The sequence below is a fragment of the Clostridium sp. AF28-12 genome (assembly GCF_003435225.1).
Taxonomy (GTDB): Bacteria; Bacillota; Clostridia; order Lachnospirales; family Lachnospiraceae; genus Pilosibacter; species Pilosibacter fragilis.
Genome location: NZ_QWGJ01000003.1, coordinates 176368 through 198846, shown reverse-complemented (window position 1 = coordinate 198846; position 22479 = coordinate 176368). Strand labels below are relative to the sequence as shown.

Here is a 22479-nt window from a genome sequence, read left to right as displayed (position 1 = left end):
GGTCTTTTTTACTATATTAAGTGTATTAAGAGTATTCATACAGTTGAGACATGAACGGACATGTGCGAAAAAGTGTGCTGTAAGCTTGCTTGCATAAGCGCTTTTTGTACAGGGCTGCACATCAAAGTCGCAAGCTGCATAGAAAGGAGGATGCCTATGATTCTGTTAGATTACAAAGACCGCCGCCCGATCTACGAACAGGTGGTTTCAAAGCTCGAGGAGCTGATGCTGCTCGGTGTCATGAAAGAGAATGAACCGCTGCCATCGGTGCGGGCTCTTGCGATGGACCTGTCCATCAACCCGAATACGATCCAGCGAGCCTATGTGGAACTGGAGCGGCAGGGGTATATTTACACAGTGAAGGGGAAGGGAAGTTTTGTGGCAGATAATACAGTGATGAAGGAAAAGAGGAAGAAGGAAGTTCTCCTTCAGGTGAGTGATATGATCGATGAGGCGATCCGGGTGGGAATTCCCGGCGATGAGATCAAAAATATGGTAGAGATCCAGTATAAAGCGGCAAAGAGGAACGGAGGTGGAGAAGCATGATTGAGACAAGTGGATTGACAAAACGGTTTGATGATATTCTGGCGGTCGATCACATCAGCGCAAAGATCAGGGACGGCAGTGTGTTCGGACTGATCGGAACGAACGGTGCCGGAAAAAGTACATTTCTGCGCATGGTCAGCGGAATCTTAAAACCGGATGAGGGAGCAGTGCTGATCGATGGTGAAAACGTGTACGAGAACCCGGCGGTGAAATCGAGATTCTTTTATATCTCAGATGACCAGTATTTTTTCGCCAACGGAACCCCGTTGGAGCTTATGAAATTTTATAAGTCTATCTACCCGGCTTTTGATGAGCCAAGATTTTTCCATCTCTTACAGTCCTTTGATCTGGACAAAAAGAGAAAGATCTCCACATTCTCAAAGGGAATGAAAAAACAGCTTTCCATCATTTACGGAATCTGCGCGGGGACGGACTATATCTTCTGTGACGAGACCTTCGACGGTCTTGATCCGGTGATGCGTCAGGCGGTAAAGAGCCTGTTCGCGAGCGATATGGCGGAGCGGAATCTGACTCCGATCATCGCCTCCCACAACCTGAGAGAGCTGGAGGATATCTGTGATCATGTCGGCCTTTTACACAAAGGCGGGATCCTGCTCTCTAAGGATCTGGACGATATGAAGTTAAACATTCACAAGATCCAGTGTGTCTTAAAACCCGGCATAAAAGTGGAAGATCTTACGGAGCTTGATATCTTAAAGACAGAATACAGGGGAAGTCTTGCGACGATCACCGTCCGCGGCGCGAGGGAGAATGTAGAACGGCAGATGGCGGCGTGCGAACCGCTGTTCTTCGAGCTGATCCCGCTGTCTTTGGAGGAGATCTTTATCAGTGAAACGGAGGTGGCAGGATATGACATCAAGAAACTTATTTTTTAAACTTATGAAGGAGGACCTGAAGCGAAGACTCTGGGCCATTGGTTTTTCGGTTCTGGCGCTGTTTTTTGCGATGCCGATGGCGGCAGCCATGGGGATCGGAGAGATCGGAAACCAGTACAAGCAATGGCTGATCTCCGGAACCGGATACGAGAATATGGTGCCGGAGGCACTGCGTCAGACGAAGATCCTGCGGCTTGCCGGTGAGATCCTGGGTTTTGAAAACTATGCCCTTTTTATGGTGGTTGGAGCCGCGGCGATGATCCTCGGACTCACAGGATTTTTGTATCTCCACTCAAAGAAACAGATCGATTTTTACAACAGCCTCCCCGTGAAGAGGGAGATGCTGTTTACAGTGAAATTCCTTGACGGATTCCTGATCATTCTGGCCGCTTACCTGATCAACATGTTCGCGGCGTTTGGAATTTTCTGCGGAAACGGGATCGCGGCGGGCGATCTTTTCAAGATGATGTTTGCTTCCTTCGCGGTCAATATGATCGGATTTCTCCTGATCTATGTGGTGATGGTGATCGCGGTGCTTCTCACAGGGAATCTCTTTATCTCGATCCTCGGCGCAGGCGTCCTGTACGGATATTTGCCGGCGGTCTCCCTGCTGATCGAGGGCTTAAAATCCCTGTTCTTTGTGACACGGGGAAGAGAAGGCGATGTGTATTGGCTTGCAAAATACGGTTCCCCCATCGGCTATTTCACAAAACTGGCAGGCGCGGGGCTTGATGCGTTCCACTCAGACCAGTTTTATGACGATATCGACTATGGATTTTCCAGGATCCAGATGGAGCTGCAGAGTACCGCTGACAGCGGCGCAGAGCTCTTAAAGCTTTGCGGGCTCGGGATCTTTGCGGCGGTGATCCTCACCGGGATCGCACTGGTCCTCTATAGGATCCGACCGTCGGAGGCGGCGGGAAAGGCCATGTCATTTAAGAAGACTCAGGCGCCGATCAAGATCCTGCTTCTCATTCCGATGACCGTGACCACGACGGTATTCTTATGGAGCATCTACTACAGCGGCGTATGGGCAGCGGTCGGCTTTGTACTTGGACTTGTACTTACGAGCTGCCTCATCGAGATCATTTATCATTTTGATTTCACGAAGCTTTTTGCAAATCCGGTCCAGACGGTGATCGGAGGTGCCATAGCTATTCTGGTGGTGGGGGCCTTCTGGATGGACGTTTTTGGATATGATTCCTATATTCCGGACGAAAAGGACTTCGTATCCGCATCCATCGACCTGAACCTTGACAATGAGCCGGACTGCGGGCTTCCGTACCGGAGCGGTGATTCGTATCGTTGGCGCTATATGAATTCAAGTGATTACGCGGACGCAAATATGAAGCTTACCGATTACGCTGTAGTCCATGCCTTTGCGGAAAAGGCGGTAGAGAACGCGAAGCAGCAGAGAAACCAGCAGATAAAAGGCGACAGCTCCTACAGCTACCGCGATGACGGCGGCTATATGATCTATATTCAGGCAGGCTACCGGCAGAAAAACGGAAAGACAGTTTATCGTTCTTACCGGATCACCCGTTCCGTTCTTGGCAGTACCCTGGATGAGATCTATGCGACGAAGGAGTACAAGGACGGCACATATCCGGTGATGTCCTATCAGCCGGAGAATATCACGGGGATCTACTGGCTGTCAGACCGTGGTATCCTTGAAGTGAGTGCGGATGACACACTCCGCGCGGAGATCCTCGCGGCGTATCAGGAGGAATTGGCAGGGCTCACCATCAATGAGAGAGCCGTCGAGGTTCCGGTGGCAGCACTGAGATTTCTCACAAAGGCGGAGAATGAGTATCTCGGCGCGATCAGCAGCCAGAGAGGCTATACTTCCCAGGGATTCCAGATGGAAGATATGCAGATAGTGAACTTTGTTCCGGTCTATCCGTCCTTTACAAAGACGATTGCCCTCTTAAAGCAGGCGGGCACGGATGTGACAGCGAAGCTCTCTGCGGATGATGTCACACAGGTAAAGATCCTGTATCCGACGGAGTATGAGAGTACTGCAGCCGGGGAGAATGCGGTCACAGGAGAGGACGTCCCGATCAGCGAAAAAAGCGGGGGAGTGACGGCAGAAACGGAATTGAAGGCTGTTTCTTATGGCGGTCAGAAGATGATCACCATCGTAAATGACGGGTCGGAGGAGAACCGAAGGAAGATCGAGGAGATTCTTTCCGCCAGTGCGCCGGAGATCATGCTTGACAGAAACCGCCTCTGCACCTATGAGATGGGAATCGAGATCGATGTGTCCATAAAACCCGACAGCGCCTTTTCCCCCGGAAATGGAACTGTGGATGAACGGGTCTACCGGATCATGGGAGATACGGTTCCGGAGTGTATTGAGAAAGCGTTAAATTACAGTAAAATCAGTACAAAATCTGTTAGAAAAGGCATCGGAGTGATGAAAAACGATTGATAGATCAACGAATATCATGTATAATCGAACAAGTCTGAATAGGAGAGGAAAAACCTGGCAGGGAACTGCCGGGTTTTGCCGTTTCCTGAATCTGAAATATGGATAGAAAAATCGGAGGTTTATCATGGAATTTTTTGGAAATATCATAAAGGGGATCATGATCGGCATCGCGAACATCATTCCGGGCGTTTCCGGAGGAACAATGGCGGTGTCTCTCGGTATCTATGACCGGCTCATCGGCTCGATCTCCGGCCTGTTTCGGGAATTCAAAAAGAGTATCCTGTTTCTGATCCCGATCATTATCGGCGCCGGAATCGGCATTGTGGGTTTTACCTACGCCATCGAATACCTGCTCGATAAGCATACCTTCGTTACCTGTATGGCATTTGTGGGCCTGATTCTCGGTGGACTTCCGGCGATCTTTTTGTCCATGAGGGCAAAGGTATCTTCGGGCGGGGTCGGTGTCTTTGGAATCCTTGCCTTTGTGATCGCCTTTGCGATCTCCGGCGGCATGCCGCTTTTAAAGGAGAGCAAGGACGCCCTCACGGTGATCGCGGTGACTCCGGGGAATATGGTGATCTTATTTATCCTCGGTATTGTGGCTTCTGCCACAATGGTAATTCCGGGTGTTTCCGGCTCCATGATGCTGATGATCTTCGGCTATTATTACGCGATCATCAATACGATCAAGACATTCCTTGACAATCTCCGCGCCTTTGACCTTGCGGGCATGAAGGACGGGATCCTGCTCCTGGCGCCGTTCGGGATCGGCGTGGTTTTGGGAATCTTTCTGATCGCAAAGCTGATCACGTTCCTCTTTGAGAAGTACGGCGTGCAGACATTCTGCGCGATCTTAGGCCTCGTGATCTCGTCCCCGATTGCAATCTTTATCAACACGGGACTTGTATCGAAGCTCGGCTCCCTGTCACTGTGGGAGATCTTATTTGGAATCGTCCTCATGGCTGCCGGGGCTTTCGTTACGGTATTTGTGGGCGAGCGGTAAATATAAAAGACCGTCTGCGGGAAATGATAGGAAAGATATCCTATGCCCACAGACGGTCTTTTTACTCGATTTATTTAGTCCCGGTCCCACAGGACCGGTCCCGCCATTGCGAAATAGCTTATTCCTGATCCTCTGTAACGTTCACAGTTGTCTCAGCAGCTTCGGTCTCAAACTTCTCATCCGGTACTGTCTCGCAGGTGCAGGTCTCATCCGTCTTTTCTTCTCCGGCGGTTTCGGACGCTTCGGCTGTATCGACAACATCGATATCGTCATCCTCCGGCTTTGTCTCCGCGATCTTTGCACCGCACTTGCTGCAGAAAGCAGAGGTCTTTTCAATCTTTGCACCGCATTCCGGACAGTGGATAAATCCTTCTAAGGTGGAGAGCTTGTCCTGAAGCTCGTCGATGGTCTTTAAGCTTTCGCGGATCAGGGTGAATTCTGCGGTGTAGGCCTCCTCATCTGCTTCATTTGCGGCTTCGAATACCTTTTTGCCGATCTGCGCATACTGGCGGTTCAGCGCCTCCTTCTCCCTTGAGAGCTGCGTCTTTAACTGGACCGTGTCAGAAAGCTCCTTTGTCTTCTGGGCAACCTGTTTCCCGGTTTCGGTGAGGCTGCGTTTCATATCTGTAAAAAATGCCATTGCAATAAACTCCTTTCGAAAGTGGATTGGTACGGCCGCCTTAAAAGGCGGCGATATATTGTCTCTATTTTAATCTTTTTAGAAGAAAAAGTCAATTTCCAATGCCAGATTCATGAAGCGGCGGAAAAATCCAATGCCACCGCTGTATTGTACAGAATTTTCAGATCGGAAAATTCCTGCCTGCATACAGTAACCGCAGAACAATTATAGGACTTTAGTAGGTTGATGCGAAAGATAAAGTGTGCTATGATGGAAGCATTCAGCAGGTCTGCGCTTCCTGCGCAGTCCATATGTCAGACATAATGGAGGAAACGATCATGGGAGAAAAGAGAAAACCGGCAACGATCTGCATCCAGAGCGGATGGAAACCAAAGAACGGAGAGCCGAGAGTTCTTCCGATTTATCAGAGCACAACTTTTAAATATGAGACGAGCGAACAGATGGGAAGACTGTTCGATCTGGAGGAAGATGGGTATTTCTATACAAGACTTGCGAACCCGACGAATGATGCGGTAGCGGAAAAGATCTGTGAGCTGGAAGGCGGAGTGGCTGCGATGCTCACATCTTCCGGACAGGCGGCGAACTACTATGCGGCCTTCAATATCTGCAATGCGGGTGACCATATTATCAGCGCAGCGACGATCTACGGCGGAACCTCCAACCTGTTTACAGTGACAATGAAGAAACAGGGGATCGATGTGACACTGGTGGATCCGGACGCACCGGAGGAGGAGATCGAGAAGGCGTTCCGTCCGAATACAAAAATGGTATTCGGTGAGACGATCGCGAACCCGGCTCTTGTCGTTCTCGATATTGAGAAATTTGCCCGGATAGCCCACAGACATGGGGTGCCGCTTATCGTGGATAACACGTTTGCGACACCGATCAACTGCCGGCCGTTCGAGTGGGGCGCAGATATTGTGACCCATTCTACCACAAAATATATGGACGGACATGCGATGACTGTCGGCGGCTGCATCGTTGACAGCGGAAACTTCGACTGGAATGCCCATGCGGATAAATTCCCGGGACTTACCACACCGGATGAATCCTATCACGGAATCGTGTATACCGAGCGCTTCGGTAAGAAAGCCTATATCACAAAGGCGACCGCGCAGCTTATGCGCGATCTGGGTTCGATCCCGTCCCCGATGAACTCCTTCCTTTTAAATGTGGGTCTTGAGACCCTGCACCTGAGAATGCCGAAGCATTGCGAGAACGCCCAGAGGGTTGCGGAGTGGCTGCTTGCGAGAGAGGACGTGGCATGGGTCAATTATCCGGGGTTAAAGGAGAATAAGTACCATGCTCTGGCTGAAAAATATATGCCGGACGGAAGCTGCGGCGTGATCTCTTTTGGATTAAAGGGCGGAAGACGGGCGGCAGGAGAGTTCATGGACAAACTGAAATTCGTTGCCATCGTCACACATGTTGCCGATGCGAGAACCTGTATTCTCCATCCGGCAAGCCATACCCATCGCCAGCTTACCGATGAGCAGCTCGTGGAGGCGGGAGTTGATCCGTCCCTGATCCGGCTCAGCGTTGGAATTGAGGATGCGGATGACATTATTGAAGATTTAAGACAGGCACTGGAAGATTAAATGCTCCTGATGTGCAGGCTGTGTTGAGGACCAGATGACAAGAAGCCGCCGGGGAAACAGTCTCTGGAGGCCTAACAGAAGATATGAGGCATAATTTATGATCGAAATGGATGAAATGAAGGGAAGAGGAAAGCGTGGTCTTTTAAGAGTCGTATTCGGACGAACTATGTTCTTCCTGCTGTTTATCGCGCTGCAGCTGGCGTTTTTCTTCTGGATCTATGTATGGCTGGATAACAAATATCAGGCCTGGGGATACGGTTCTTTCGCTTTGATCAGTGCGATCCTCACGATCCATATTCTGAACGAAAAGCAGAACGCCAGCTTTAAAATGGCGTGGCTGATCCCTGTCCTGTTGTTTCCGGTATTCGGAACCTTGTTCTACGTGTTTGTCCAGCTTCAGATGGAGACGAAGATCTTCGCCAAACGGATCGCCGAGGTTCAGAAGAGGACGGACCACTTTCTGGAGCAGGACACGGCTGTCTATGAACGGCTTAGCCGCAGGAGCCGGAGAAATGCGAATCTCAGCCATTATATGAAGAAAAGCGGCGGCTATCCTACCTGGGACCGCACGAACTTCAAATATTTTCCGCTGGGAGATGAGTTCTATACGGATGTCCTTCAGGAGCTCCAAAAGGCCAGAAGATATATTTTTGTCGAATATTTCATTATTTCAAAAGGGATCCTGTGGGATTCGATCCTGAAGATCCTTGAGCAGAAGGCGAAAGAGGGCGTAGAGGTAAGAATCCTCTATGATGGCATGAACTCCTTTTCCAACCTGCCCCACGACTATCCGAAGGAGCTGGAGGCAAAGGGAATCCGCTGCCGGATCTTCAATCCGATCCGCCCGGCGATCTCTACAAGCCAGAATAACCGTGATCACAGAAAGATCCTTGTGATCGATGGTCATACCGCCTACACCGGCGGCGTGAACCTCGCGGATGAGTATATCAACCGGAAAGTCCGGTTTGGCCACTGGAAAGACAATGCGATCCGCCTGAAGGGAGAAGCCGTGAAGAACTTTACGGTGATGTTCCTCCAGATGTGGGATGTCTGCTCAAAAAAGCCGGATTCGGATTTTGATTACAGCCCATATCTTGATACCGGGGATTATTTCCATTCTCCGGAGCTTGACATGGACGGATTTTCGATCCCGTTTTCTGACAGCCCGATCGACGGGGAAGCGGTGGGACACCAGCTTTATCTGGATATTATCTATCAGGCAAAGAAATATGTGTACATTATGACCCCTTATCTGGTGCTCGATGATGATATGATCACAGCCCTGACCTATGCGGCAAAGCGCGGGGTGGACACGGTCATCATCATGCCTCATATTCCCGATAAAAAGTCAGCGTTCATGCTGGCCCATTCTTACTATACGGAGCTGATAGAGGCGGGGGTAAAGATTTACGAGTACCTGCCGGGGTTTGTCCACTCAAAGACGTTTGTCAGCGATGGGGAGAAAGCTGTGGTTGGATCCGTCAATATGGATTTCAGAAGCCAGTATCTGAATTTTGAGTGCGGGGTTTATATTTATGAGAATCCGGTGGTAGAGCAGATCAAAAAAGATTTTGATGAGACACTGCCGAAATGCGTGCGGATGACAAAAGAGAGCGTAGAGGCGCTTCCGGCACTGCATAAGTTCTGCGGAAAGGCGATGCGGCTGATCGCACCGTTGATGTAGGGAGAACGCAGGAGAAAAACGGCCTTGCGGGGAAAGAACCGGATGGCATCATACAGAAAAAGAAAAGGAAGCGGGCAGAGGAGAATTTCCTCTACTCGCTTCCTTCCTTCTCGTTCAGCGGGTCGGCAGCGGCTGTGTTGATGGATGATTCTGCGCGTTCCCGTAAAGAGGTTGCGCCAATCTCCTTTTTGTAGGCTGCGATCGCGTCCGCGATCCGTTCTTTGATGTACTGGTCTTTTTCTAATTTTCTTTCCTGCTCATCCGGATTATCCAGAATGGGTACGAAGAGAAACCTGCGGACAGCGAAGAGGATCGCAACGGCAACACAGCCGATAAGAGCTTCTTTGATGGCAAGGTGGTCGATGACCATCTGTCTTGCCACGGAGAAGAGAAGGACTTCGACGATGGAGTCGATGTCATGGCGGCAGAACATTTTTAAAAGCTCTACGCCAATGACGAGATCGAAGCTTTTCTTCATGAAATCGGAAAGATCGAAGCCATTGTCGAGATACAGGCTGTACAGGTTGTGGGGAACCGGCACAAAGGCGATCAGGATCGCGACGATCAGGATCAGGGCGCAGACAATCTCCAGATAGGAGGAGACTTTCATAAGGAATAGCTGCGCTCTCTGGATGCGGGGACTTGTGTAGTGCTTCATGAGCTGGTACCTCCCGGGGTATAGAGAAGTCTTGGTGACTTATGCAGAGGTGGACGGGTTGCTGCTTTGTCTTGAAACGTGCTGCAGGTGGTGGAAAACTACAGCAATATGGACAAATATTTAAAAATATTATACAGAAAACCGGCAATATTATCAATTATGAATTGAAATTGTGTTAAATAAAATACAAAATCGCCCCGGATCCGTTCATACTTTTTTAATAGAAAAAATTTTGATTTTTTATTACAAATATGTTACACTATTGTTCGTATGTATCGTACAGGAAGACGGAAAACAGTAATGGAGATAAACACATGAATGATGATAAAGATACAGTAAACTATATGGATTCTATCAACAAGGCGAGCAGAAAGCGGAGAAGGAAACCGTCTTTCTGGGAACAGTACGGAATCCTTGTGATCGGAGCGGCTGTTCTTGCAGTGATCGTTGTGGCGGTGGTATTTGGCGGAAAGGCCGTGAACGCCGTAAAAGGAAAAATGGCGGCGGCGCAGGCTGCATCTGAGTCCGCCTCGGAGAGCGAGAGTGCGGAGGAAGCTTCTCTTCAGGCAGAGGAGGAGAGCCGTGCAGAGATCGAATCCGAGTCGGCGGAAACGGATGCAAAGATTAAAGAAGTGATCGATTCCTACTCGAATCTTGGTATCGCGAAGGTCACAGGCTACTTAAATATCCGGAAAGACCCGAATGAGGCAGCGAATGTGATCGGAACACTTTCCGATGGAAGTGCCTGCGAGATCCTGGAGACTCTGGAGGGCTGGTATAAGATCAGCTCCGGCGAGGTCGAGGGATATGCCAGCGCGGAATATATCCTGACCGGGGATGAAGCAAAGACCGCGGCGAAAGACCTTGTAAAGGAACGTGTATATATTACCGCAGACAATTTAAATATCCGTGAGACACCTTCTATGGACGGAAACATCGTTGGTAAATGCCTTCAGGGTGAACTTCATGAACTTCTCGGGGAGACAGATGGCTGGTATCAGATCTCCGGCGGCTATATCTCTGCGGATTACGCGGAAAAACGGTTCTGTATGAACGAGGCAAACAAGCTGGATATGAAGGCGATGGTCTTAAATTTCTATGACCGCCCGGGCGTATCCAATGTTTCCAATTATTTAAATATCCGTGCGGGCGCCGGTGAGAGCGAAAAGATCATCGGAAAGCTCCCGAGCTATGCCGGATGTGAGATCTTAGAGGACGCCAACGGCTGGTATAAGATCAGTTCCGGTGGAATTACCGGATATGTAAAGAGTGAATATATCCTGACCGGTGACGCAGCGAAGGAAGCAGCCATGAGCCATGCGGAGCTTATGGCGATCGTCCATGCGGACCGCTTAAACGCGAGAACAGAGCCGTCCACCGACGCGAAAATCTGGACCCAGATCTCCGAGAATGAGCGGTATCATGTCGCGGAGCAGCTTGACGGATGGGTAAAGATCGAATTTGATGAGGGCGGAGAAGGCGATGGAAATGATGAGATTTCTTCCGCGTATGTTTCTTCAGAATTTGTGGAAGTACGATATGCCCTGTCTGAGGCGATCAAATTCTCACCGACGGAAGAAAGTGCTTCCTTAAGAAGCCGGATCGTAAACTACGCGATGAAGTTCCTGGGCAATCCATATGTCTGGGGTGGTACGAGCCTTACAAGAGGCGCTGACTGTTCCGGATTTACCATGTCGGTTATGAAAAACTTCGGGATTTCTCTTCCGCATTACTCCGGTTCCCAGGCGAACAGCGGAAAACGGATCAAGTCGAGCCAGATGAAGCCGGGCGACCTGATCTTCTACGGAAGCAGCCGCGGAAGGATCAACCATGTTGCCATGTACATCGGCAATGGACAGATCATCCACGCAGCGAGCCGAAGAAGCGGAATCAAGATCTCTACCTGGAACTACAGAACTCCGGTGTGCATCGTGGATGTAATTGGAAACAGGTCCTGATCGGGTAAATTGTGATAAAAATGGATATGAGAACTCCTTTCTGGACATACTGGGTGTACCTGGCATGTCAGAAAGGAGTTTTTTTGTTATGAATGAAAAGGAACAGAAGGAGACAAAGGCGGAGGAGGAGCGGATCCGGGAGAACGGACAGGTGACGCTGGAAGAGAATGGTAAGAGGATCCATCTCTTATCTATCATCGGGGAGATCGAAGGGCATGACAATCTATCCGGGAGTACGAAGACTACAAAGTATGAACATATTCTGCCGGAACTTGCGAAGGTGGAGAGCGATGAGAAGATCGGAGGGGTCCTGATCCTTGTGAATACCATCGGCGGGGATGTGAGCTGCGGGCTTGCACTGGCGGAGATGATCGCATCCCTCAGCAAGCCGACGGTTTCCTTAGTCATCGGGGACAGCCACTCCATCGGTGTGCCGTTGGCGGTGGCGTCAGATTATTCCTTCATCGTACCCACCGGGACCATGCTGGTTCATCCGGTACGGATGAGCGGGGTGGTGATCGGGACGGCACAGACCTACGAATATTTTGAAATGATCGAGGAACGGATCATAAGCTTTGTATCAGAGCACAGCAGGATCGATCGGGAAAAAATGAAACGGCTCATGCACAATACGAAGATGCTGACGAAGGATCTCGGGACGGTTCTGGTCGGAAAAGAGGCGGTGGAGTGCGGACTGATCGACGGAGAAGGCGGAATCAGGGACGCCATCGAAAAGCTGAATGTGCTGATAAAAAACGACTGACCGAAAATATGTTCGGCTTATAATTTCTTACGGTTGCATTTTGGCATTTTTTTTTGTATACTATATTTTGGGGTACTTGCCCCGTAAAGTTAAATGTGCTGATCAGTTGAAAAATGTCGCTGTTATCATAAAAAGTGTCAAAGATTCTAAGTTTCCTTAGAATCTTTTTTTATTATAAACTGCTGCTGCCACTGATCTGTCCATGAAAAGCCTCTGAAAGAGATTTGCGAGGATTTAGATTAAGAAACACAGAAACAGCCGCAGAGGCATTAAAACTCTTATAAAACGGAAAGCAGAAGCTGAAATAGCCAGAGAAGCTAAAGCAATGAAGATCAAAATAAGAATAGCTGCATGTCACAGACATAACAGATGACAGAGCAAGCGGCAGAAGCAGAAGAGAGTATTCTGGTAACCAATATCAGGATTGCATATGATATACATCAAAATTGCAAAAATGATTTTATTGAAAACCAGTTAATTATGGGTGAAATGAATTGATTTTCTATCTATAACTCATTAGAAAACCAAATATATAACTGAAATTTTATAAAAATATGTTTTATAAGCTTTAGAATTGTAATGAAATATTTTTTCTTTATGATATAATCAGAAACAGACGCAGAAGGAGGGCCACTCATGAAGAAAAAGTATTTAGTTACAGTTGATGGAGATCGGTATATTTGGCAAAAAATCAGTGATAACTCAAACATAACTCCAAAAGAACCTTCTTTGATTGAGGTTATAAAAAAACTGCCTAAAATATTCAGACATATGGGCGCTGACCGATGGCTTGCGATGCTTGCAGTATTAGGAGAAACATGTCTTATTGCTGGATTGTCTTGTTATATGTTCCAAAACATAGCAATTATTGCAGCATTTGTTGCGCTTGTATTTACTGTTGTCCTTGGCCCGCTGAGCCGTTGGGTTGGAAATTTAAACAACAAGTTATGTAGCTTTCTTATAATATATCCTGTGTGTATGATATGCTATATTGTTTTTTATGACCGAGCTTCGCAAATCAAACTCTTAAGCAGCGATAACATAGGCAATACACTGACAGCTGTTTCATTAATTATTACGATAGTTTATGAACTATTTAAAATGTTTTCAAATTTATCATTAGAGGTTTAATTCTCTAATGGTTCCAAATATCCAGATGATACTTAAATGGATTGCTCCATAGAATATATATAGTTTTCCTATAAAATGATTGTTTTTTAAGCCTATATTTTCAATAATCCAAATAGCTGTACATCCAAATAGTAGCTGCCATATGAGAATGCATTTTGAAGAAAACAATAAATCACAAATTCTTTTAATATATGGATACTCATAGAGTTCTTTTAAATAACATCTGAATTTAAGGCAATAATGGCTTAATAAGGGCAGTGCAACACAATTAATTAGAATAAGAATAATCGATACAATAATCATATAATTCTCCTTTTTATTTAGTATGTGCGTTTTACGAAAAATGGAACTGGCCGTTTGATGTTTTCCGCCTCTGCATCTGAAATCAATCACAGCTGCAGCTAGAGCAGGACTAAAATCATGATCAAGAGCTGATCCGCAGTTCAGAAGAAGTGACAGCCGCAGAGGCAGCAGGAATGCCTACGATTTGACCAGACAGTTGCCTATTTCCGTTGAAATGTCTCTGCATATGAACTCTATGATTTAAAGCAATTGCAGTTAAAATCCAGCCGCATTCGCATCCTTAAATATTAAAATACTTGAAATAAGAGAGAAATACTGCTATGATTACCTATAAAACATGAAAATAGAAAAAGTTAAACATGCCAGAATACTAAATATAGTATATAAATAGATTTTATAGAAAAACAGGTTAAACAAGGAAACGAAAATGAATAAGAATACATAAATATGAATATTATACACAAATAATCGAGTTAAATATAGAAAAAATAGCTTAGAATCTTTTTTTTATTATAAACTGCTTCTGCACTGATCTGTCACTGAACTGCATCTGAAAGAGATAAAAAAAGGCAAATAAAGGCCGAAAAGAAAACGATAAAGTAGATTATGATGCAATATTGGGATTCGTGTATGTTTAAAATTAGATGCAGTTAATGACAGCTCCAGACGCAGAGATCTATTGAAAGGCGAAATCTGCTTCTGGCATTGTATAAGTTTCACGACTGCTTTGACATTTTTTCAGATACATTGACATTTTTTGACAGATGCAGACATTAAAGGGGGAAAAGCACTTGGCTGGAACCAGAAAACAAAAAGAAACGACAAAACAATCACAGGCGTCTGCGAGAACAAAAACCACATCAAAGACAACGCAGAAATCTGCACAGACGCCTAAGAATAAGACAACAAGGACAGGGGCGAGAGCTTCCGAAAAGAGAAGAGAAACGAAACCGCAGTATGAGGAAGATACCGGATTCTTACAGTCTGAGGCAGTGATCCTCGGCACCTTCGCGGTATGTGTGCTGTTATTCTTGAGCAACTTCCATATCTGCGGATTCCTCGGTGACTTTTTCAGCCGGATCATGCTGGGCGTGTTCGGCTGTATCGGTTATCTGGCTCCGTTATTGTTGTTCACAGAACTGTTATTCTACGCTTCGAATAAGGGAAATATCCGGGCAGTCTACAAGATGATCGCGGTGGAAGTCCTTCTGATCGTGCTCTGTGGTCTTGCGCAGCTTGTGTTCGGCGGCGGATACCGGGAAGGTCAGACGATCCTCGACATCTATAAGTCCGCCGGAGTAAGTGGACTTGGCGGCGGCGTGATCGGCGGTGTCCTTGTTATGGTTCTCCACACAGCGGTGGGAACCATCGGGGCCTATGTGGTCCTTCTCGTATTTATGATCATCTCACTGGTGTGCATCACGGAAAAATCCTTCGTGTCCGCTGTTAAGAGCGGAAGTGGAAAGGCATATCGGTATGCAAAGGAAGACTACAGCAGAAGAAAAGAGCTCCACGAGGAACGTCAGGAGGAAAAACGCAGACTCCGGGAAGAGCAGCGCGTTCAGGGCGTGGATCTTGCTGCGACCGATCTCTCGAGAACTCCGGATTTCGGTGGAATTGCCGGTGGCTATATGGGCGTTGTGGATGCTGAGGCTGTGTCCGAGGCAGATGAGACGAAACAGGAAATAGATGTTTCCGATACATATAAAGAAGAAACGGCGGATCCGAAGGCGGAGACAGGAAGTATGCAGCCGGATCCTGCAGATATCTTTAAAGGAAAGATCACGATGGGAGGCAGGCCGGTAGAAAATCCGGAGTCTTCCAGTGAGGATCAGAGTAAGGAAGGCCGGTCCGGAGAAGACGCGATGAAGGATGTGGAACGCGTTCCGTTTGAGGAAGATGCTGTCCCGGCCGGAATCCATGAGGATGAGGACGTGTTTATCAGTCATGGGGAGAGTGCCTTTGATGATGAGGATATGTTCCCGGACGAAAAGAAAAGGGAGACAAAGGCCTGGGAGAAAAAACCGAAGGTGTCCGTCTTATCCAATATCCCGGATATCCCGTTAGATGAGCCCGCGGCGGACGATGACGAGATCTTTGAGTCCATGAGAAGGGACACGGAGAGAAGAGCGGACGGACTCCGTGCAGAGAATGCCAAACCAGACAAAATTGCAGAGCCAGACGAAACTGCAGAGACTTCGAAGACGGCAGAGGAGGAAAAAACCGAGTTCCCGGAGACGGAAGAAAATGAAAAGACGGCCGGAATTCCTGTATCCGGAGAAGGATCCATGAGCGATCTTTCAGATGACGAATTTCTCGATACAGAACCTTATGTGGAAAATGAGGACTACTGGATTCAGGCAGCAGAGCCGGGAAGCCGCGCGTATGCGGCGACACACGGCAGCAACGTGAAATCCCCTGAACCTCCTGCCGCTAAGGAACCGTCCGAAGAACACCAACACCGTCAGGTCGTGACCGCGTCCGGAAAAGTCATTGAAACAGATACAGAAGAGATTATAAAGAAAAAGGCGGAAATAAGAAAGCGGGAAGCAGCCGAGAGGGAAGAGGCAGGAAACGAGGTATTAAAGGAGATCCGGCAGACGGAAGAAAAACCGAAGAAACCTTATATGATCCCGCCGCTTGACCTCTTAAAGAAAGGCGCTCCCGTGACGGGGCAGTCGGAACAGGAATTTAAGGATACGGCGATCAAGCTCCAGCAGACATTAAGAAACTTTGGTGTCGGAGTCACTGTTACGAATATCAGCTGTGGGCCGACCGTTACCCGGTACGAACTTCACCCGGAGCAGGGGGTAAAAGTGAGCCGGATCCTGTCGCTGGCGGACGATATCAAGTTAAACCTTGCGGCGGCAGATATCCGTATCGAGGCGCCGATCCCCGGAAAAGCAGCTGTGGGAATCGAGGTGCCGAACAAGGTCAACAGCATGGTCTATCTGCGTGACCTTTTAGAGAGCCCGGAATTTAAAAATCATAAATCGACACTGGCTTTTGCGGTGGGTAAGGACATCGGCGGACAGGTAGTCATTGCAGACCTCGCAAAGATGCCGCACCTTCTGATCGCCGGGCAGACTGGTTCCGGTAAATCAGTAGGGATCAACACGATGATCATGAGCCTGATCTACCGCTCATCCCCGGATGATGTGAAGCTCATTATGATCGATCCGAAGGTGGTTGAACTTTCCGTCTATAACGGAATCCCACATCTGCTGATCCCGGTAGTCACCGACCCGAAGAAGGCGGCCGGTGCTCTCAACTGGGCAGTTGCGGAGATGATGGAACGATACAATAAGTTCGCTTCCTCGAATGTCCGCGACCTGAAAGGGTATAACGCGAAGGTACAGACTCTGGCGGAGAGCGGGGATATCCCTGCGGACCAGATTCCGAAGAAACTGCCGCAGCTCGTGATCATTATCGACGAGCTGGCGGATCTCATGATGGTTGCCTCAAACGAGGTGGAGGACGCGATCTGCCGTCTGGCACAGCTTGCCCGGGCAGCGGGAATTCATCTTGTTATCGCGACCCAGCGTCCGTCCGTCAATGTCATCACAGGTGTGATCAAAGCGAACGTGCCGTCACGGATCGCGTTCTCTGTTGCGTCCGGCGTGGATTCGAGAACGATCCTCGACATGAACGGCGCAGAGAAACTGTTAGGAAACGGCGATATGCTGTTTTACCCGTCCGGTTATCCGAAGCCGCTCCGTGTGCAGGGCGCTTTTGTATCGGACGGCGAGGTGTCAAATGTAACCGAGTTCTTAAAAGAACAGAACGAGGATACAGGATATAACACGGAAATCGAGAAAAAACTGACCCAGTCCTCCTTAGCCGGAGGAGCGGGCGGACAGAATGAGCGGGACGCATTGTTTACCGATGCGGGCAAGTTCATTATCGAGAAGGATAAAGCGTCGATCGGCATGCTTCAGAGAATGTTCAAGATCGGCTTTAACCGTGCTGCCCGGATCATGGATCAGCTTGCCGAGGCCGGTGTTGTAGGGGAAGAGGAAGGAACGAAGCCAAGGAAGATCCTGATGTCCATGGAAGAGTTCGAAGAATTCCTGGAAGCGGGGTACTAAAGCCTGCGGCTGTTGAAATTGAAATGGCTGCCGGCTGCGGAATCCGCAGATCCACAGAAATGATATGCTACTACAAAAGGAGGATACCGATTATGAAGACCGATATCGAGATTGCACAGGAGACGAAGATGCTCCCGATTACCACCGTTGCGTCCCAGTATGGAATTACTGAGGACGATCTGGAACTTTACGGAAAGTACAAGGCAAAGATCTCCAATGAGCTCTGGCAGGAGATCAAGGACAGACCGGATGGAAAACTCGTTCTGGTGACAGCGATCAACCCGACTCCGGCAGGAGAGGGAAAGACCACAACCAGTATCGGACTTGCACAGGCGATGACAAAGTGCGGAAAGAAAGCAATGCTTGCTCTCCGTGAGCCATCCCTCGGACCGTGCTTTGGAATCAAGGGCGGAGCAGCCGGCGGCGGATATGCGCAGGTCGTTCCGATGGAGGACTTAAACCTTCATTTTACCGGTGATTTCCATGCGATCACGACAGCGAACAACCTGTTGGCAGCACTTCTTGACAACCATATTCAGCAGGGAAATACTCTTGGAATCGACCCGAGACAGATCCTCTGGAAGAGATGTCTTGACATGAACGACCGTGTGCTGAGAAACATTGTAGTGGGACTCGGCGCAAAGGCAGACGGTTTCGTCCGCGAAGACCATTTTGTGATCACGGTTGCCTCCGAGATCATGGCGATCCTCTGTCTGGCAACGGATATGAAGGACTTGAAGGAGCGCCTCGGAAGGATCATTGTAGCGTATAATTTTGCGGGTGAGCCGGTGACAGCGAAGGATCTCAACGCGGTCGGCTCCATGGCAGCTCTCTTAAAGGATGCCATCAAACCGAATCTGGTACAGACCTTAGAGCACACGGGAGCTCTTGTACATGGCGGACCGTTTGCGAATATCGCCCACGGCTGCAACAGCGTTATGGCGACAAGAACCGCATTAAAGCTTGCGGATGTGGCGATCACAGAGGCAGGATTCGGCGCAGATCTCGGCGCAGAGAAATTCTTTGATATTAAGTGCCGCAAGGCGGGGATCCATCCGGATGCCGTTGTTCTCGTGGCTACTGTCCGCGCGTTAAAGTACAACGGCGGTGTTCCGAAGGACCAGCTCTCCGAGGAGAATCTTGAGGCATTGAAGAAAGGTATCGTAAACCTTGAGAAACACATCGAGAACATCCAGAAATACCATGTGCCGGTTGTCGTTACTTTAAACTCTTTCCTCACGGACACAGAGGCAGAGTATGAATTTATCCGGAACTTCTGCGAGGAGAGAGGCTGTGAGTTTGCGCTGTCCGAGGTATGGGCAAAAGGCGGAGACGGCGGAATTGAACTCGCAGAGAAGGTAATAAACACCCTGGAGAAAAAGACGAGTGATTTCGCTCCGTTATATCCGGATGAGATGGGAATCTCCGATAAGATCGAGACCATTGCGAAGGAGATCTACGGCGCGGGCAGCGTAAGCTACTCACCGGCGGCAAAAAAGGCGATCGCGAAGATCACAGAGATGGGCTTTGGCGATCTTCCGGTCTGCATGGCGAAGACCCAGTATTCCTTATCCGATGACCAGAAGAAGCTTGGCCGTCCGGAAGGATTTGACCTGACTGTGCGCGATGCGTATGTGTGCGCGGGCGCAGGCTTTGTGGTTGCGCTTACCGGTTCCATCATGACTATGCCGGGACTTCCGAAGAAACCGGCAGCGGACAATATTGACGTGGACGAGAACGGAAAGATCACAGGATTATTCTAAAAAAGAAGTAAGAAAACTCACAGGCGGGCGCATATGTTCCCGCCTGTGTGGGTTATGAGAAAGGATGACGACAGTGGTAATTGGAGATTGGTTAAAACGCATGAAATACGATCTGGTTTGCGGCAGTCTGGACCAGAACGTAGATGAAGTGATCTATGATTCGAGAAAGGCAAGACCGGATTCCGTATTCGTGTGCATTCAGGGCAGCACCAGGGATTCCCACGAGTTTATTCCGGACGTATTAAGGGCTGGCTGTAAAGTTCTTGTGGTAGAAAAAGAAGTGGAAGTACCGGCGGATGTGACTGTGATCCGGGTTGAGAGCGGACGACTCGCGCTGGCGGAGCTTTCTGCGGCGCGATTCGGTTATCCGGCAGAGAAACTGATCACCATCGGGATCACCGGCACGAAGGGAAAGACCACGACGAGCTATATGATCAAGGCGGTCCTTGAGGCAGCCGGAAAGAAGACCGGTCTCATCGGAACGAATGGCGCAGTCATCGGGGATGTGAAATTCCCGACCTCCAATACGACACCGGAATCCTATGTGGTGCAGGATTATTTCCATAAAATGGTGGAAGCTGGCTGTGAGTGCTGTGTGATGGAGGTCTCCTCTCAGGCTTTAATGCTTCACAGGGTCGGCGGGATCATGTTCGACTACGGTCTGTTCACAAATATTTCTCCGGACCATATCGGGCCGAAGGAACACAAGAGCTTTGAAGAGTATCTTTTTTATAAGTCAAGGCTTCTTACTGTCTGCAAAACGGGGATCGTGAATCGTCTGACAGACCACTACGATGAGGTCGTAAAGGATGCGACCTGCAGACTTCTTACATATGCCCTGAATGGAAACGCGGATTTCATGGGTGATGACATTCACTATGCATCAAATCACGATTTTGTGGGAATTGAATTCACAATCTACGGCATGCTTGACGGAAGAGTCCGCGTAGGGATGCCGGGAAAATTCAACGCGGATAATGCTCTGGCGGCGTTGGCGGTCTGCACTCTGGCGCTTTCCGGTGGAAGCGGGGTGCTTGATGATCATACAAAACAGGCAATCCTTGGATCCCTCGTGAAGGTCCGCGTGGATGGTCGCATGGAGATCGCGCACGTATCGAAAAAGTGCAGTGTGATCGTGGATTACGCCCACAATGCGGTCAGCATGGAAAGTCTGCTCACAACACTCCGGGATTATCATCCGAAGCGTCTCGTATGTGTATTCGGCTGTGGTGGAAACCGCGCCAGAGATCGCAGATATTCAATGGGGGAGATCGGTGGAAAGATGGCGGATTTCTGTATCATTACGGCCGACAATCCGCGTTTTGAGAAAAACGAGGACATCATCAAGGACATCGAGGTGGGCCTTGCGAAGACGGACGGAACATATCTTGTGATCCCGGACAGACGGGAAGCAATCTTTTACGCGATCAGGAACGCCGAGGAGGGTGACATGATCGCCATTATCGGAAAAGGCCATGAGGATTATCAGGAGATCGAAGGTGTGAAACATCATTTTCTGGATCGGGAAGTCGTGGAAGAGGCGGTAAATAATGTATGATCGTCCGCAGAGGGACGCAGACTGCAGCAGTAAAGGAGATTGGAAAGGAATGGAGAACGTAAGCGTTCAGGATATCGTCCTTGCCACCGGAGGCGTACTGCTCTCCGGAGATGACGGTGTCATGTTAAACAAGATCCGCCTGGATTCCAGACAGGTTGAGACCGGAGATCTTTTCGTGCCGATCATCGGCGAGAAAGTAGATGCACATAAATTTCTGGAACAGGTTGCCGAAAAGGGAGCCGGTGCGGTGCTTACAAGTGAGCATAAGGAAAAAACGGAAGAAATGGCGGAGACCTCCTGTGCCTGGATCGCTGTGGATGACACGAAAAAAGCACTTCAGGCCGTAGGCCGTTACCTCAGAAAACGTCTGACACTGCCCATTGTCGGTATCACAGGGAGCGTCGGAAAGACCACAACGCGGGAAATGATCGCGGCGGCACTCTCTGCGCGGTTTCATGTATACAAGACTCCGGGCAACAGCAACAGTCAGGTAGGAGTTCCGATTACCGTGTCCGAGATCACAAAAGAAGATGAAGTGGGTGTTCTGGAGCTTGGAATGAGCGAGCCGGGTGAACTTACCGTGATCGCACGGATCGCGAAGCCGGATGTGGCAGTGATCACAAACATCGGGATCACCCACATCGAGCAGCTTGGATCCCGCGAGAATATTTACAGGGAGAAGCTGACGATCCAGGACGGACTTTCCGATGGCGGCATCCTCATCTTAAACGGCGACGATGATATGCTTTGCAGGACCAGAGGAAAGGCCGGTGTGAAGACAGTCTACTATGGCACCGGGGAAACCTGTGATTACCGCGCGGTGGACATCGTCCTCATGGACGGAAAGACGGAGTTTACGGTTGTTCATGCGGGAAAAACCCAGAAAGTCCTCTTGAACGTCATGGGCACACACAATGTGATGAACGCTCTGGCAGCCATTGCGGTCTGCTGTGAACGCGGTATGACGATGGAAGAAGCCGCGGAGGGTCTTCTGACTTTCCATGGATTCAAACACCGCCAGCAGGTCTATGCCGACGGAAGATTTACGGTGATGGATGACTCTTACAACGCGAGTCCTGCATCCATGAAGGCGGCTCTCGATGTGTTTCAGGGACTCACGGGAAAACGCCATATTGCTGTCCTTGCGGATATGAAGGAGCTTGGCGGGAATTATCTGGCCTACCACAGGGAAGTGGGCGAGTACGCGGCAAATTCCGGCGTGGATCTTGTTGTGACGCTGGGCGAGGCATGCAGGAGTCTGGCAGAAGGCGTCCGTGCGGTGAAGGAGATCCCGGTGGTGGAATTTTCAGACTGCGGGGAGATGGTGAAATATCTGGAGACGGAGATCCGGGACGGAGACTGCGTTCTCTTTAAGGGATCCAACTCCATGGGACTGTCTGCTGTGGCAGATCAATTCGTGGAGATGGCCGGAAGGTAGGAATGGACGGAAGTTTTGAGA

General features: G+C 49.1%; 15 protein-coding genes. 13 read left to right on the top strand and 2 right to left on the bottom strand.

Annotated features, from left to right (window positions below):
- Positions 1 to 156 precede the first annotated feature (156 nt).
- The 4 genes from DWY93_RS04490 (at position 157) to DWY93_RS04475 (ending at position 4876) form a co-directional block, all read left to right on the top strand.
- Entirely contained in the window at positions 157 to 546 is a 390-nt protein-coding gene (locus tag DWY93_RS04490; protein WP_117469684.1) for a GntR family transcriptional regulator, read from the top strand.
- Positions 543 to 1442 (top strand): ABC transporter ATP-binding protein, encoded by a 900-nt coding sequence (locus DWY93_RS04485; RefSeq protein ID WP_117469683.1) that lies wholly within the window; start codon positions 543 to 545, stop codon positions 1440 to 1442. The genes DWY93_RS04490 and DWY93_RS04485 overlap by 4 nt, the downstream gene beginning before the upstream one ends.
- Positions 1417 to 3873: a DUF6449 domain-containing protein gene (locus DWY93_RS04480; protein ID WP_117469682.1), complete on the top strand. Its 2457-nt coding sequence runs from the start codon at positions 1417 to 1419 to the stop codon at positions 3871 to 3873. Before DWY93_RS04485 ends, DWY93_RS04480 begins: the two co-directional genes overlap by 26 nt.
- Before the next feature lie 124 nt (positions 3874 to 3997).
- Complete coding sequence (locus tag DWY93_RS04475; RefSeq protein WP_117469681.1) at positions 3998 to 4876, top strand: DUF368 domain-containing protein; 879 nt, start codon at positions 3998 to 4000, stop codon at positions 4874 to 4876.
- Positions 4877 to 4994: 118 nt separating this feature from the next.
- Here the strand turns inward: DWY93_RS04475 and DWY93_RS04470 are convergent, their stop codons facing one another.
- Positions 4995 to 5516, bottom strand: coding sequence for a zinc ribbon domain-containing protein (locus DWY93_RS04470; RefSeq protein ID WP_117469680.1), 522 nt, complete (start codon positions 5514 to 5516; stop codon positions 4995 to 4997).
- Positions 5517 to 5833: 317 nt separating this feature from the next.
- Between DWY93_RS04470 and DWY93_RS04465 the strand changes: the two genes are divergently transcribed.
- Positions 5834 to 7114, top strand: coding sequence for an O-acetylhomoserine aminocarboxypropyltransferase/cysteine synthase family protein (locus DWY93_RS04465; protein ID WP_117469679.1), 1281 nt, complete (start codon positions 5834 to 5836; stop codon positions 7112 to 7114).
- 97 nt (positions 7115 to 7211) lie between these two features.
- Positions 7212 to 8798 (top strand): cardiolipin synthase, encoded by a 1587-nt coding sequence (gene cls / locus DWY93_RS04460; RefSeq protein ID WP_181968016.1) that lies wholly within the window; start codon positions 7212 to 7214, stop codon positions 8796 to 8798.
- Between the two features lie 91 nt (positions 8799 to 8889).
- On the opposite strand, the gene DWY93_RS04455 is transcribed toward cls, so the two are convergent.
- The gene (locus tag DWY93_RS04455) at positions 8890 to 9456 is read right to left on the bottom strand and encodes a hypothetical protein (protein ID WP_117469678.1); all 567 of its coding nucleotides are present in this window, start codon (positions 9454 to 9456) and stop codon (positions 8890 to 8892) included.
- 314 nt (positions 9457 to 9770) lie between these two features.
- On the opposite strand from DWY93_RS04455, the gene DWY93_RS04450 reads away from it, so the two are divergent.
- From DWY93_RS04450 to murF, 7 genes are all read left to right on the top strand, one after another.
- Complete coding sequence (locus tag DWY93_RS04450) at positions 9771 to 11414, top strand: SH3 domain-containing protein (protein ID WP_117469677.1); 1644 nt, start codon at positions 9771 to 9773, stop codon at positions 11412 to 11414.
- 88 nt (positions 11415 to 11502) lie between these two features.
- On the top strand, positions 11503 to 12177 hold the full coding sequence (locus DWY93_RS04445) for an ATP-dependent Clp protease proteolytic subunit (protein ID WP_117469676.1): 675 nt from the start codon (positions 11503 to 11505) through the stop codon (positions 12175 to 12177).
- 636 nt (positions 12178 to 12813) lie between these two features.
- Complete coding sequence (locus DWY93_RS04440; RefSeq protein ID WP_117469675.1) at positions 12814 to 13308, top strand: hypothetical protein; 495 nt, start codon at positions 12814 to 12816, stop codon at positions 13306 to 13308.
- Positions 13309 to 14402: 1094 nt separating this feature from the next.
- Positions 14403 to 17699 (top strand): DNA translocase FtsK, encoded by a 3297-nt coding sequence (locus DWY93_RS04430; RefSeq protein ID WP_242990522.1) that lies wholly within the window; start codon positions 14403 to 14405, stop codon positions 17697 to 17699.
- A 92-nt stretch (positions 17700 to 17791) separates the two neighbouring features.
- Positions 17792 to 19462: a formate--tetrahydrofolate ligase gene (locus DWY93_RS04425; protein WP_117469672.1), complete on the top strand. Its 1671-nt coding sequence runs from the start codon at positions 17792 to 17794 to the stop codon at positions 19460 to 19462.
- A 64-nt stretch (positions 19463 to 19526) separates the two neighbouring features.
- Entirely contained in the window at positions 19527 to 21020 is a 1494-nt protein-coding gene (locus DWY93_RS04420; protein WP_347465628.1) for a UDP-N-acetylmuramoyl-L-alanyl-D-glutamate--2,6-diaminopimelate ligase, read from the top strand.
- A gap of 49 nt (positions 21021 to 21069) precedes the next feature.
- Entirely contained in the window at positions 21070 to 22458 is a 1389-nt protein-coding gene (murF, locus tag DWY93_RS04415) for a UDP-N-acetylmuramoyl-tripeptide--D-alanyl-D-alanine ligase (protein ID WP_117469904.1), read from the top strand.
- Positions 22459 to 22479 lie beyond the last annotated feature (21 nt).